General features: G+C 54.8%; 11 protein-coding genes and 1 tRNA gene. 9 read left to right on the top strand and 3 right to left on the bottom strand.

The annotated features are described in order from the left end of the window. Positions 1–18: 18 nt before the first annotated feature. Positions 19–555 (bottom strand): lipocalin family protein, encoded by a 537-nt coding sequence (locus tag Q8902_12270; GenBank protein ID MDP4200330.1) that lies wholly within the window; start codon positions 553–555, stop codon positions 19–21. A gap of 217 nt (positions 556–772) precedes the next feature. Here Q8902_12270 and Q8902_12265 point away from each other — a divergent pair, with 217 nt between their 5' ends. The 8 genes from Q8902_12265 (at position 773) to Q8902_12230 (ending at position 11,931) form a co-directional block, all read left to right on the top strand. Further along, complete coding sequence (locus Q8902_12265; protein MDP4200329.1) at positions 773–2,656, top strand: ABC-F family ATP-binding cassette domain-containing protein; 1,884 nt, start codon at positions 773–775, stop codon at positions 2,654–2,656. 227 nt (positions 2,657–2,883) lie between these two features. Further along, entirely contained in the window at positions 2,884–4,536 is a 1,653-nt protein-coding gene (locus Q8902_12260; GenBank protein ID MDP4200328.1) for an SLBB domain-containing protein, read from the top strand. Between the two features lie 7 nt (positions 4,537–4,543). Continuing rightward, positions 4,544–5,836 (top strand): Wzz/FepE/Etk N-terminal domain-containing protein, encoded by a 1,293-nt coding sequence (locus Q8902_12255; protein ID MDP4200327.1) that lies wholly within the window; start codon positions 4,544–4,546, stop codon positions 5,834–5,836. Between the two features lie 17 nt (positions 5,837–5,853). Beyond that, a complete protein-coding gene (locus Q8902_12250; GenBank protein MDP4200326.1) occupies positions 5,854–7,044 on the top strand; it encodes a glycosyltransferase in 1,191 nt (396 codons plus the stop codon). After that, complete coding sequence (locus Q8902_12245) at positions 7,041–8,675, top strand: oligosaccharide flippase family protein (protein MDP4200325.1); 1,635 nt, start codon at positions 7,041–7,043, stop codon at positions 8,673–8,675. The genes Q8902_12250 and Q8902_12245 overlap by 4 nt, the downstream gene beginning before the upstream one ends. A 122-nt stretch (positions 8,676–8,797) precedes the next feature. Beyond that, positions 8,798–9,841, top strand: coding sequence for a 3-oxoacyl-[acyl-carrier-protein] synthase III C-terminal domain-containing protein (locus Q8902_12240; GenBank protein MDP4200324.1), 1,044 nt, complete (start codon positions 8,798–8,800; stop codon positions 9,839–9,841). Further along, positions 9,841–10,353 carry an isoprenylcysteine carboxylmethyltransferase family protein gene (locus Q8902_12235; GenBank protein ID MDP4200323.1) on the top strand — a complete coding sequence of 171 codons (513 nt, stop codon included), beginning with the start codon at positions 9,841–9,843 and terminating at the stop codon, positions 10,351–10,353. The genes Q8902_12240 and Q8902_12235 overlap by 1 nt, the downstream gene beginning before the upstream one ends. Before the next feature lie 132 nt (positions 10,354–10,485). After that, positions 10,486–11,931 (top strand): hypothetical protein, encoded by a 1,446-nt coding sequence (locus Q8902_12230; GenBank protein MDP4200322.1) that lies wholly within the window; start codon positions 10,486–10,488, stop codon positions 11,929–11,931. A gap of 47 nt (positions 11,932–11,978) precedes the next feature. Here the strand turns inward: Q8902_12230 and tadA are convergent, their stop codons facing one another. Further along, positions 11,979–12,446 (bottom strand): tRNA adenosine(34) deaminase TadA, encoded by a 468-nt coding sequence (tadA, locus tag Q8902_12225; protein MDP4200321.1) that lies wholly within the window; start codon positions 12,444–12,446, stop codon positions 11,979–11,981. 131 nt (positions 12,447–12,577) lie between these two features. After that, positions 12,578–12,651: transfer RNA gene (locus tag Q8902_12220), tRNA-Ile, on the bottom strand. Between the two features lie 129 nt (positions 12,652–12,780). Here Q8902_12220 and mtaB point away from each other — a divergent pair. Next, positions 12,781–14,106, top strand: a complete 1,326-nt coding sequence (mtaB, locus tag Q8902_12215; GenBank protein ID MDP4200320.1) for a tRNA (N(6)-L-threonylcarbamoyladenosine(37)-C(2))-methylthiotransferase MtaB — start codon at positions 12,781–12,783, stop codon at positions 14,104–14,106.

Here is a 14,106-nt window from a genome sequence, read left to right as displayed (position 1 = left end):
CTCTCAGATGAGATCGTTCTAAGAACAGTCTTGGGCGATTTGCTCCAGTTTGGCAACATCAAATCCTTGGGCCTTCGCTTGAGCCCTCAGTGCGTCGATTGTCCGGGCAGGAAGCGATTTATCCCGAGCAAGTATCCAGAGATATTGTCTTTTCGGTTCGCCGATCATTACGTACTTATAGTCATCGTCCAAGGCGAGGATCCAATAGTTGCCATAGAATGGCCAAAAAAATCTGACTTTTAGTTTAGTGGGTTCATCACGGTTGGGGATCCACGCCGTTCCCGTCGCGGTCTTGATCGTTGCAGGTTCGTCAATCTTATGCCCGGAGTTTACGACTTTAATATCACCATTTTCCTTGAGCGAGTAGGTAGCAGAAACGCAAGTCAATCCGGACTCAAAGCTATTTGGCAACCGCATAATTTCATGCCATGTGCCTAAGTATTTTTGGAGGTCAATACTCTTGACAACCGGAAGGTCGGTCTTCGAGGCGGCACAGCCCAAAAGTCCGAACGCACATACCGCGGCGATTAGCTGAATATTTCCAAAATGCTGCATGCTTGTGTAGTTTTGGGGCCCGAGTAAGAGAGGAAGTCCTGGCTTTTGTTGGAATGGTCACGAGCTAGAACACTGCCCCCTGAATTTGCATTGCATCCCCATTGGCAAGGACGCTTTCGAGCCGAATCCATTGAGTTGATGGCTCAGGCTCGGAATGGGCCTGAGAACTGTTATTCGTGATCCCGATCAATGAACGCCATTCTACGTTAACGCTTCCATGCCCGTCCTCACCGCACTCAACCTCAGCAAAGACTTCCGCAATAAGCCGCTATTTTCAGCGGTTACATTTGGTATTGACTGGACAGACCGCGTTGGACTGATTGGGGTCAATGGCTCGGGCAAAACCACGCTAATTCGCGTCCTGGCTGGCGAGATGCCTTCGGATACCGGTGAGGTCATCGTTGCCGAAGGCGCGCAGATCGGCTACCTTCCGCAGGAGCCCAAGTTCGACTCCAAGCTCTCCGTTCTGGATGCGCTATTTTCGAAAAGCAGCGCCGCGATGCAGCTTATTCACGACTACGAAGCGGCGTGTGCCGCGCTGGCGCACGATCACGCGAACGAGAAGCTGCTCACGCAAATGACCGAACTCTCTCACCAGATCGATGCCGCCGGCGCGTGGGAGTTGGAGACAAACGCGAAGACAATTCTCGCGCAACTTGGCATCCACGATACCGAGCAAATTGTCGGCACACTTTCCGGTGGTCAGCGCAAGCGGGTCGCACTCGCGCATGCGCTCATCATTCGGCCGGACTTGCTGATACTCGATGAACCGACGAATCATCTCGATGCCGAGACGATCCAATGGCTCGAGGATTATCTGGCTCGGTATTCCGGTGCACTGTTTCTTGTAACGCACGATCGCTATTTCCTCGACCGCGTCACGAATCGGATTGTCGAGATCGATCGTGGCACGACACAGACGTTCTCCGGTAATTATTCCTACTATCTCGAAAAGAAAGAAGCGGAAGAGATGCGCCGCGGCATCGAGTATGAGAAGCGAAAGCAACTCATGAAGCAAGAGCTGGCATGGCTCCGGCGCGGTGCGAAAGCACGGACGACCAAGCAAAAGGCGCGCGTCGATCGGGCGGAAGAGATGCTTTCGGCGCCGCGCGAAAAACCGAAGCAGGAAATCGAGATCGGCGCCGTTGGCAGGAGGCTTGGGACCAAAGTGATCGAGTTTGAAAAAGTCTCGAAGCGCTATGGCCATCTCGTGCTTGTCAAGGATTTCACGTTCATTTTACAGCGCGGCGATCGCATCGGAATCATTGGTCCGAATGGGACCGGCAAAACGACTCTGCTCGACATGGTTATCGAACGGATCAAGCCGGACGCTGGTAAGATCAGTCTTGGCACTACGGTTCACGTCGGCTATTACGATCAGGAGAATCGCCGCATGAACGAGGACCAGCGTCTGATCGATTACGTCAAAGAAGCTGGTGAGAACCTACCGACCGCCGAGGGTATGACAATCAGTGCGAGCCAGATGGCCGAGCGATTCTTGTTTCCACCAGCGATGCAGTTCGCGCCGATCTCGAAACTTAGTGGTGGCGAGCGACGGCGGCTATACTTACTTCGCCTCCTGATGGAAGCACCGAACGTCCTGCTGCTTGATGAGCCGACGAACGATCTCGACATCCCGACGCTCGTCGCGCTCGAATCCTATCTTGATACGTTTGCAGGTAGTGTCATTGCTGTAAGCCACGATCGGTATTTCCTCGATCGTGTGGTCGATCGCGTGCTCCGCTTCGAAGGTGATGGCCGTATTCGGGAATATCCGGGCAACTACAGTGCCTTTCTGGATATTCGAGATAGAGAAGAACGCGAACGCCTTTCGGCCGAAACGCCGAAGAAGGTTTCGAAGCAAATAGAAAAGACGGTCGAGCCCAAGCAGCGAAAGCTCTCTTTCAAAGAGAAGAAAGAGCTGGACGCTCTCGAATCGCAGATTACCACCGACGAGAACAGAAAATCCGAGATCGAAGCCGCGCTGAACACGTCCGGATCCGACTATAAAGCGACAAGTGCACTCATCGCGGAGCTGACAGAATTGAGCGTGCGTCTCGACAAAGCTTTGGAGCGATGGGTGGAGTTAGGAAATGTCTAATGCGCGGTGACGAGCAGTTAAACGTCTTTCCAGGATTTCAGGCACTCATAAATGCCCTGTCCCAAGTCGCATGAATCGGAACTCAACGATTAGCTGATAACATAAAGGTCTGCTCGCCTGAACGAGCAGTCGGCCATCCAGCAAGGACTTGATCTTGCCGTGGTCCGGACGGCCGAAGCGGCACGGCCAGCGGGCGGTGCCAATCGCTATCATATTGCTATAATTCGTTGAATTCAAACCGCATTCGCCTTCTTCTCCTAATCCTGTTCGTGATGGTAGCCGGTTTGCCAGGAGCCGGGCACGCTCAGTTGAGCACGAGCGAAGTTTTCTCGTCATACCAAAATCGGCTTGGGGTCGCCGATACCACGACCGAGAAGTTGCTCGCTGGCCGCCGAGGTGGTTCGGCATTCGAATCCCAACCGCTTGAAGGGACGATCGACCCGAATACCTATATACTGGGTCCGGGTGATGGTCTGTACTTGAACGTGTATGCCATGCACTCGCTCGATCAGGACCTGACCGTGACGCCAGAGGGCAAAGTAATCATTCCACGCATCGGTGAGGCGCAGGTTGCGGGACTGACACTCACAGCGGCCCAAAAGCTGGTGGCAACCCTGCTATCGCGGGAATATAAGACGCCGGACGCAACGCTCTCCATGCGCCGCGTTCGACCGGTCAAAATATCATTGCTGGGTGAAGTGCTCCAGCCTGGAATCCAGACAGCGACAGTGCTTCAACGGGTCAGCGAGGTAATCGACCGGTCCGGTGGAATGCTGAAGACCTCGTCGCTTCGCGGCATCGAGATCCGTTCGGCGACCGGTGCCATCCGGGCGCGTGCCGATCTGTTGCGATATTACGCGCTCGGTGATCTGAGTGCCAACCCGACGATTGAAGGTGGCGATGTCATCATCGTCCCACCAGCAATGCAATCGGTAACAATCTATGGCGGCGTTGCGGAACCGCAACGGATGGAATTTGTCCAGGGCGATTCCCTTTCGACCGTGATCGCGCTTGCACGCGGATTACTCCCAGCGGCGATAACAGATTCGATCGAACTTGCGCGATTTAGTGCCAGCGATCCATCGCACGCGCAACGAACATATGTTGATTATCAGCATGGCCAAAATCCTGCGCTTCAGGATGGAGATCAAATCTTTATTCGGTCGCTGACTCAATATCATGTACAACGATATGCAAGTGTCAATGGCGAAGTGCCGTTTCCAGGCCGGTTTTCGATCGAGCCTGGCACGACACGCCTGAAGGACCTTCTCGACCGTGCCGGTGGAACATTGCCAACGGCCTCGCTCGATGAGGCAGTCCTGATTCGTCGTGTTGGGGTAGGCTCATGGGAGACCGATCCCGAATTTCGCCGCATCATGCAGATCGCACCACTGCGAAAGGAAGGCATGACCGAGCAGGAATACGGTTACTATACCGCGCGAGCCGATCAGTTCTTTCGCTCGACTATGGTCGTGAACTTCAAGTCGCTTATGACGAAGAACGATCAGTCCCAGAATATCTTATTGCGCGAGCAGGACTCGATCTATATTCCTCGCGCGCTTGGGTATGTCACCGTTTCCGGCAGTGTAAATCAGCAAGGAAATGTTGTCTACATCGAAGGTGGTGCATACGAAGACTACATTGCAAAGGCCGGCGGCTTTGCATCCAATGCCGACCGAGGCGCGGTCCGGGTCGTGAATCCGAAGACCGGTTCATACATCGATCCTCGGTCTTCGCGTGACTACAAAATAGCGCCGGGCGACATGATTATTGTACCGGCGGAGCATTCAGAATTTTGGAAAGACGTGGCGACCTTTACGGCACTGACGGCACAAGTCTTAACCCTCGTCGCCGGTATTTATCTCCTGCTTAAGAAGTAAATTCGCCATGTCATCTCATCCAAACGGTCAGACCACTACGCAATACGCCAAAGCGCGTCCAGATTTCTGGCTGCTGCTGGTTCGCCACGTAAAGCTCATAATCCTGGGAGCATTCCTTGGCGGATTGGTGCTGTTCGTATATGCCAAGTTCCTGCCTGAGACGTATCAAGCGACGGCGACGGTGCTGCCTCCGGAACGCTCGGGATCTGGCGGAATGCTTGCCTTCCTTGCGAATACTTCGTCCGCGTTCGACTTTCTGAAGAATGGCGCGGGCGCTGACAATCCCACCCTCGATCTGTTTAAGACCATCGTCGAATCTCGCACGATTGCCGAGGACGTGGCTCGTGATTCGATCGTTCACGATTATCTGAAGCGGAGCGATACCAGTTGGAAAGGGATTGTTGGTCAGTTGCAGGGAAGCCTTTCGAGCGAGGCCATGCGAACGGGAATGTTCACGGTGAGCATCAAACTTCGCACACCGCGATTTCCATCCGCGCATCAGCGGGACTCCGTGCGCATGATGACTGCCTATATCGCGAATACATTCGTTAGCGCGCTCGACCGGTTCAATCGAGACCGGTTGATGACCAGCGCTCGCAACACCCGAGTATTTATTGAGGCTGAACATCAACTCAAGATGGCACAGCTCGATAGCTCGTATGCACGGCTTCAACAATTTCAGGAAACGCATCAGGCTATTTCTCTTCCGGAGCAACTCGCGGCAACCGTCTCTGCCGCGGCGACCCTGACCGGCCAAATCCAGCAGACCGAGATGGAGTTAGGTGTCGAATCCCACGAACTCGAAGCATCATCGCCACGCGTCAAAGCACTGACGGCGCAACTCGATGCTTCGAAAGCGGCACTCGCAAAGTACGATGACGGTGGGGCCGGCGAATACGTGATCGCGCTGAAGAATGCTCCGGCGCTTGCTCGCGAACTTGCGGGTTACATGCGTGAAACGAAGGTGCTCGAGCAAGTCACTGGTTTCCTCCGGCAGGAGCTCGAAGAGCAACGGATCAACGAAGAACGCGACCTGCCCTCATTGCAGATTCTCGACCGCGCGCTGCCACCCACTGGACCCACAGCGCCAAATACAAAATTGTTTGGCATCGTGGGACTGATCCTTGGATTGTTTGGAACGATGGGGTTCGTCTGGGTGCGATCCTTTGTTCTGGATATTCGCGACCGGCCTGCGGTCCATTACCGGCTGGTCAATATCATGCGGACCGCTCGGCATGGCAAGCGCGCTACGCTGCTGGCCCCGACCGAGATCGTGGCCGAACAATCTCCGAGTGCGTAACCATTTAGCACAGCATCGTGCGCGTTCTCATCATCAACTCCATGTTTGCGAACCGCCTCTACCGACGGGCGGCTGACGAGTTGGGGGCCTTGCCAGAAACCGAGTTGACAATGCTCACGGTCGATGCCTGGCGCATGAATGGGCGGCCAATGCCATTTGAAGAGTTGCAAGCCGGATCGCCGTATGCCGCGGTGATAGGGAATGCTGGCTGGCGAGGTTATGAAAATCGCGGATTTTACCGGAGTGGAATCATACGCGCATTTCGACAGTCAAACCCGGAAGTCATATTCCTGATGGAAGAGCCATTCTCTGTGTTCGCAGCGGAAGTCCTTCTCATTAGATCCCTTCTGGCGCCCACCGTCCCGGTCGTGTTCTTTACCTGGAATAATCTTTCGCTGACGACTTTCGATTACCGGCCATCATCCTTTTATCGGAATGTTGCGCGCTGGACACTTCCTCGAATGGACTTTGGGTTAACCGCAAATACGGCTGGCATTCAAGTGCTGCGCGACTCCGGATTTCGAAAGCCGGTGCGCACGATTGGCTATGGGGTGGACTCCGTTGCATATAGTGCTCCACGACCTGGACGAGCACGCGAAGTTCGAGTGGCCCTTGGTATTGCTGACAGCGACCTCGTGATTGGGTATGTTGGACGCCTGATCGAGATGAAGGGTGTCGATCTTCTAATCGAAGCGTTCGCCAATCTGAAGCAGGAAATTCCGGACCGCGCGATGAAGTTACTGCTTGTTGGCAGCGGGGAGGCGGAGCAGGCCATTTTGCGACTCGTAGCGGTGCGAGGCATTGCTGCTGATTTTCGTCATGTACCTTCGGTCGCGCATGGGGAGGTACCGGATTACATGCATGCACTCGATATTCTTGTGTTGCCTAGCCGGCGTAAAGCGATGTGGGCCGAACAATTTGGTAGGGTGCTCGTCGAGGCCATGGCTGCCGGGAAGATTGTGATTGGGTCATCTTCGGGTGCGATCCCGGAAGTCATTGACGATGCTGGCTTTGTCTTTCAAGAGAATAACGCCGAGGATCTAGCTGCCAAGATTCGAATTGCCATCGATCTGAAACCCGAGAAACGGGAACAACTCGCCAATCGCGCTCGCGAACGAGCGACTGTGCATTATAGCTGGCATCGGTTTGCGTTGGATGCGCGCGATGCGATCGAAGAAGTGTTCGTCACTCATTCAACAGTACGATGAGCAGCCATCGGGTCACCCGCGGATTCGCGTGGAATCACCTGTATAAGATGGTCGAGTACGGCGGGATGAGCCTCTACTCCATTCTTGTCGTCCGCAAGTTCGGTCCCGAACTCGGAGGCAACTATGCCGTTTACTGTTCAATCTGCACCACGCTCGCGATCCTCGCCGCGTTTGCCGTCGATGGCGTGCTCTTGCGCTACTTACCGCGGATCGCGCGCGGCGAGTCACAATACGGCGAGAAGAAGATCGAGGGTGTCCGGCCGTTTCTGATAGAGATGCTGGCCTTCCGCCTCATGGTCACGCTCGTCATTTCCATTCTTGTCGCGGTCGCGCTTGGTGTCGTGCCGGAATATGTCCCATCGTTTGCGGCCTCTCTCGGAAACCTCCGCACGCTCTGGCCATACCTCATGATATTCCTATTCGGGCAGGTGGGCGTGGCGTTTTCCACCTTCACGCTGATTGGGCTGCTCGAAGTCAAATGGATCTTCTTCGCGAGCTTAGTCACGCGCGGGCTGATGCTTGCGGGCGGCGTCGTGATGGTCTTCACCAATCATCTGACACTCGAAGGCGCCGTTGCCCTCTTTGCGATCGCGCCGGTTTTGAATGCAGTATTGCTGCTGCCCTGGGTGCATCGACTGGTCGAGCCAACGAGCAGCCCCGGAATCGGGCGAGAACTCAAGCAGGTCATCTTACATCTGACGCGGCTCATCGGGCGGCCAAGCTATCTTCGCGTGTTCGTAGTGCTGCCGTTCATGCTCTATGGCATCACGACATGGGGCAACGACATGCTCACAACGCTTCTGGGTCGTCAACCCGACTTCCTCATGATGCGCGCCATGCTCGGAGAGAACGCGGCCGACATCGGGCTCTATGAGGCAGCAGCCCGCATTGTTCTCATGACGGAGTACATTTTTCTCTTCGGGCTCGGCCATACACTCATCGCCGTCTTCAGCGAACTGGCCCACACCGATGAGGAGGCACACGACGGAACTCCATCGCGCCCGTTTCCGCGGCTTTATCGCGCCCGGCGCGATATTGCGGGATTTCAGTCCGTCACGACTGCTCCGCTCATTTTCTTCATGCTGGCATTCGCTCCGCTGGGGGTGGAAGCGATTTACGGTCCGAAATTCGCGGGAGCCGTGCCGATGGTCACCTTTGGCCTCGGTGCCCTGGCCGTCACGGTCCTGGGCTTCGGCGGCGGCCTACACGTGACGTCATTAGTCACGATCGGCAAGGAGCGCGTTGTTTTTTTTAACCGTCTTGGGTGGGGCATTGCGAATCTTGTCGCGAATTATTTTCTGATCCGACACTGGGGAGGCTTGGGAGCGATGATCGGCACGCAACTCGCAAACTCCGGCGCGTGCGTTACTGAGAGTATGCTGGCCCAGCGCTGGATCGGTCCGAGTTTCCAACTTGGCCGGACGACGAGAATTGTGCTTATTGCATCGGCTGCCACTGCTGCAAGCTATTTGCTGACGGGCGCCTTGGCAAGTCAGGCTCCAATCTTGGCTCGATTTGCGATTGGAGCCGTGCTCACCGCCATATTCACACTTGTATTGTACTATCTATTCCGCGTTCCCGAAGCACAAAAGGTCATCGGAAGGCTTAAGGCGTTGATGGCTACTCAATGACCAATGACAAAAGACGACGCACAGCCCCAAATGTCGGATGGCATGAATTTCTATCCCTAATTTGGCCTTAGTCATTCGTCATTTGTCATTCTTCTTTCACCATTGGTGTCATTAAGTAGCACATGCCACGCATCGCAGGGGTTTCCATCGCCGTTCCTCCGAATGTACTCGAACAATCGGAGGCAAGGGCGCGCGTTCTGAAGATGTTCGGTCCGATTGCCGAGCGGCTCGCGCCGGTCTTCGATAACGCGAAGATCGATCGCCGCCATTTTGCGGCGGAGATCGAGTGGTTCGAGGTCCCGCACAGTTTTACCGAAACCAACGACCGCTATATCGCTGAGACGCTCGTACTCGCCGAGCGGGTCGTGTGCGATCTTGCCGAGCAATGCGGCATTTCTACGACGGATTTCGATGCGATCTTTTTCGTCTCGACCACGGGTCTTTCGACGCCATCTATCGATGCGCGGCTCTTCAATCGCATCCCTCTCAATCCTCACATCAAGCGAATTCCAATATGGGGGCTGGGATGTGCCGCCGGTGTTGGCGGCATTGCGCGGGCGTTCGATTATGTCAAGGCCTTTCCGCGCGAGCGAGCTTTGGTCGTTAGTGTCGAACTCTGCAGCTTTGCGTTTCAGCTTTCGGACCGTTCCAAGAGTAATGTGATCGCATCCGCCCTTTTCGGCGATGGTGCCGCCGCATGTCTTGTCGTTGGCGATGAAGTAGAGGTGGCTGGGCCTCGTGTGCTTGGCTCCCTCTCCACGACATATCGCGATACCCTCGATGTGATGGGCTGGCGAATTTCGAGTGAGGGTTTCCGCATTGTTCTCTCGCGTGATATTCCATCCATTGTGACATCTCTCGTTGCGGAGAACATACAGGAATTGCTCGCGAAGCACAAGCTCGATCTCAGTCAGATCACGCACTTCATCGCCCATCCGGGAGGAGTAAAGGTCATTGAGGCTTACGAACAGGCACTCGCGCCGTCACCCCACGCGATGCGGCATTCATACGATGTCCTACGAGCCAATGGTAATATGTCGAGCGCGACAGTTCTGTTTATTTTAAAGCGATTCTTGGAAGAGAATCACCCCGGTTCTGGCGAGTATGGCATCATCACTGCGCTCGGGCCGGGATTTAGCTCGGAGTTGGTTCTCGTTCAATGGTAATGGTCTCTGAGCTTTTTATCTTTCTGGTGGGCGGACTGATCATCGAGCGGCTCCTCGAACTGCGTGCGAGCCGACGTAATATGGCCAATCTGTTTGCCCGCGGTGGCCGTGAGCGCAGCGGCGGACACTATCCCGTTATCGTCGCCATGCATATCAGCTTCTTTTTTAGTATCATCACCGAATATCTCGTGCATGGTGGTCAATTGCCCGATTATTGGTGGGCGGCAGTGATCGTCTTCGTTCTGGCTCAACTGCTTCGACTCTGGTCGCGGCTGGTGCTGGGCGAACGGTGGACAGCTCGCATCGTGATCGTACCCGGCCAACCACTGATCGCGAGCGGACCGTATCGCTTCCTTCCACATCCAATCTATATCGCTGTCGCTTTGGAATTGCTTTCGCTGCCACTCATCTTTGGGCTGTGCTTCACAGCGATTGTCTTCACGGTTCTGAATGCCATGATGCTCCTTCTAGTGCGAATCCCAGCAGAACGGCGTGCGCTATTCGAGAAATAGTTCTGCAACTTCTGGAAGCGATCGGTCTCTATACCTGAGGGAAACATAAGTCGCCGCGGCGGCGTACTATCCTTTTAGCTTCGCGGCTTCTATTATGTGGTTGCTCGAGGCGTCTTCACACCTAATGAAACGATGATGCGTCGTACTTTTCCACTCTTGCTCCTGATCGCCGGAGCTTCGCTGATCTCCATCTCCGCGAGTGCGGGCATGCGATTGAATGTGCCGGCGCCGTTCGTTCTTCGTCCGTTCGCGATTGACACACCAAGCGTTGTCGATAGTCTGGACGAGATTGATTCGCTTATTGACTCTGCCTATTACTCTTTCGACATGCACGGGCTTTCTCACAAGCGGTGGCGAAGGCCACACGTCTTCGTGTTGAATGAGATCGACCGAAGTAAACAAGTACCGTATCGAGAAAATCCGACTTGGGTCGATTTCAATAGGGTCACTGGATTTTATCTTGGCGTTGCATCGTCCGGCATGTCGGATTTCGGTCCACACGATGAATTTGGCTTGAATGCAAGCGCCGGTTATGGATTTGCCGATAAGCGATGGGAATTTTTGTTCGGCCCGGAATTTCGTCTGCCACTGGTCAATTTTGAGAGAATGGGTCGCGACACCGTGCGGCACACGATCTTCGCGGTCCCCACGCTGGCCTTTGGTGGGGAGATACACAATGTCACATCGACCGACGATGCATGGCGCGCCGGCCGCATCGAAAATAGTGCATACGCTTTCTTCGCACGCGAGGATTTCCGCGATTATTATAAACTGGCTGGATGGAATGCCTACATTGCATTCCGGCCGAGGCGAAACAATGAGTTGCGCGTCGAATGGCGCAACGATCATTATCAGTCGCTGTCGCAGGAAGTATTCTATGGCCGCTGGGGCGGCAGCAAAGTGCTGCCGCCAAACCCGGCAGTCGCGGAAGGCGAGATGCACTCACTCGTAATCACCGACATCCGTGAAGAGGTCCATCCGCGAATTCGACGCATCGAGAATTTCTTCGGCGATCCGGTTTGGATCGAGCAACTCACGGGCGAGAGCAGTATCGTCCAGATGGAATTCGGACACATGCCGGGCTCCGATTTTGGATTCAATCGCTATCTACTCGATAGCCGCCGGTTTTTGCCCATTGCCAAAGGCCTGAGCTTCGATACTCGCCTCAGATGGGAAGCAACGACAGGTGATATCGTCGCTGCCGATGGCGCGCCACTCCGGCAAAAATTGGAGTTTCTCGGCGGGCCGAGTACGCTCCCGGCGCTCTACCGGAAGAGTCTTGTCGGAAACCGGCTCCTCTTGTTCAATACCGAAGTTCGGCTGAATCTGAATATGCTCTCTGGCATCTTCCATTCGCCGGATCTTACCCTTGTCGTCTTCAATGATTTCGGTAAAATCGGCGAGGCAGCGAACGGCGATGGTATTTTAAAAGGCTATGGCTTCAGCGGCGTTTCTTCCATTCTCTATAATGTGGGGTTCGGATTCGGCTGGACGCGAGGAATCCAGGTCGGAGCTACTTGGCCCACGAATGTCAAAGATGATCCGCGTTGGATCTTCCGCTTACAGCGAGCGTTTTAAATCAGGTCTTCCGGATTGAGGATGCTGCAACCATGGTTGCGCCAGACTTAATCGGTGGAATTCTGGTTGCGTTTGGTTCTAAAATAGCTCTGCATGATACCTGCGCACTCCGTATCCAGCGCTCCGCCGATGGTGTGGACCTGATGATTGAGTCGTGTGTCCTCCGTGAGGTGATATAGTGTCCCGCAAGCTCCAGCCTTCGGATCATAGGCGCCGAAAACAAGCTTCGGGATCCTTGCCAGGACAATCGCTCCGGCACACATCGCACAGGGTTCGATCGTGACGTACAGCGTGCACTCTGTCAGATAGCGCGATTCGAGCGCGGCGCTCGCAGCGGTGATCGCCATCATTTCCGCGTGAGCCGTTGCATCGCGGAGTTGCTCAGTCAGGTTATGGCCTTTCGCGATGACTGCATCATCGCGCACGATCACGCAGCCGATCGGCACCTCGTTCAACTCGAAGGCTTTCTCCGCCTCCCGAAGCGCCGCCTGCATCCAATACTCGTTCGAAAACACCTGCCTACGAATTACGAATTACGAATTACGAATTACGAATTACGAATTACGAATTACGAATTACGAATTCAAGGAAGCAGCGGCACTTACGTTCATTCGTAATTCTTCATTCGCCATTCGTAATTGATTTGTGGGCCCTGCAGGACTTGAACCTGCGACCAATCGATTATGAGTCGACTGCTCTAACCAACTGAGCTAAGGGCCCTATGGGTAGTTGATAGTGGAAAGTGGATAGCGGATAGTCTTAGTCTCTATCCGCTATCCACTTTCCACTATCAACTGCCCGTGAGAACTTCGCATTGCTCTGAAGGGTTGCTTCGTAATGCCTCTGAGTGTGACCGGAACCCGCGCCAGCTTGCATACGCTTGGCTGCAAGCTGAATTATGCCGAGACCTCGGCTCTGGCTCGCGGTCTTGCGGAGCAGGGGTTCTCGATTGTTCCGTTTGGCGAGCAAAGTGATGTCGTGGTGCTCAACACGTGCTCGGTCACCGAGAACGCCGAGAAGGAATGCCGCCAGTTGATTCGCCGTATCCGCCGGCAATCGCCCAAATCGAAAATCGTCGTTACGGGATGCTACGCTCAGCTTCGTCCTGAAGAAATCGCGAGTATCGATGGCGTCTCGCTCGTGCTCGGGGCCAGCGAGAAATTCAATATTTTCCAGCATCTTCCGAGTCTTACCTACAGCGCTCCGCCGCGCATTGCGGTCAGCGAAATCGAGGACGCCCACGAGTTTCACGCCGCGTCTTCGCTCGATGACCGGACCCGGGCCTTCCTGAAAATTCAGGATGGCTGCGATTACTCCTGCTCCTTCTGTACGATCCCAAAGGCCCGAGGCGCATCGCGCTCCGCTGAAGTGGAGGATATTCTCGCTCGTGCTATTGAGCTCTGTCATGATGGCTTTCACGAGATCATCCTCTCTGGCGTCAACGTTGGCGATTTTGGCCGCAAGACCGGTTCGAGTTTTCTCCAGTTGATCCGAGCGATGGACGCGGAATCCGAAATTACCGCTCGCATCCGCATTAGTTCCATCGAACCGAATTTGCTTTCGGATGAAATCATCGGCTTTGTGGCCGGCTCTGAAAAATTTTGTCCGCATTTTCACATCCCACTGCAGTCGGGCTCCTCGCGCATCTTGCGCCTCATGCAGCGCCGGTATCAACCGGATTTGTACCGTTCGCGTGTTGAAGTCATCAAGCGTCTGATGCCACACGCTGCAGTTGGCGCCGATGTCATCGTTGGATTTCCGGGTGAGACCGATCGCGATTTTATAGATACGATTCACTTCATCGAGTCGCTCGAACTCAGTTATCTTCACGTCTTCACGTATAGTGAACGGCCCGGCACCAATGCTGCCACGATGTCCGGTACCGTACCGATGCAGATTCGTCGCGATCGCAACCGAACGTTACGACTGCTCGGCGAAAAGATGAAACGATCGTTTCACGAATCGCAATGCGGCCGTGATGTAACCGTTGTGCTCGAGCCTTGCGGAGAAGGCTATAGCGAGAACTATGTTCGCGTTCGGCTGAACGATCGTGTCGCGCACGGCGCCGAGCTCGTGCGGGTCAGCCTGGATGAATGCCGAGGCGATCTCGTCCTTGCCGAACCGCTCGAAGTGCTGGCCCACCGGCGCGAGCCGCTCCTCTTGCCAATCCTCTGA

The sequence above is a fragment of the Bacteroidota bacterium genome (assembly GCA_030706745.1).
GTDB lineage: Bacteria > Bacteroidota > Ignavibacteria > Palsa-1295 > Palsa-1295 > PALSA-1295.
The sequence above is the reverse complement of the archived record's forward strand: the minus strand, read 5'-3'. Positions and strand labels throughout refer to the sequence as shown.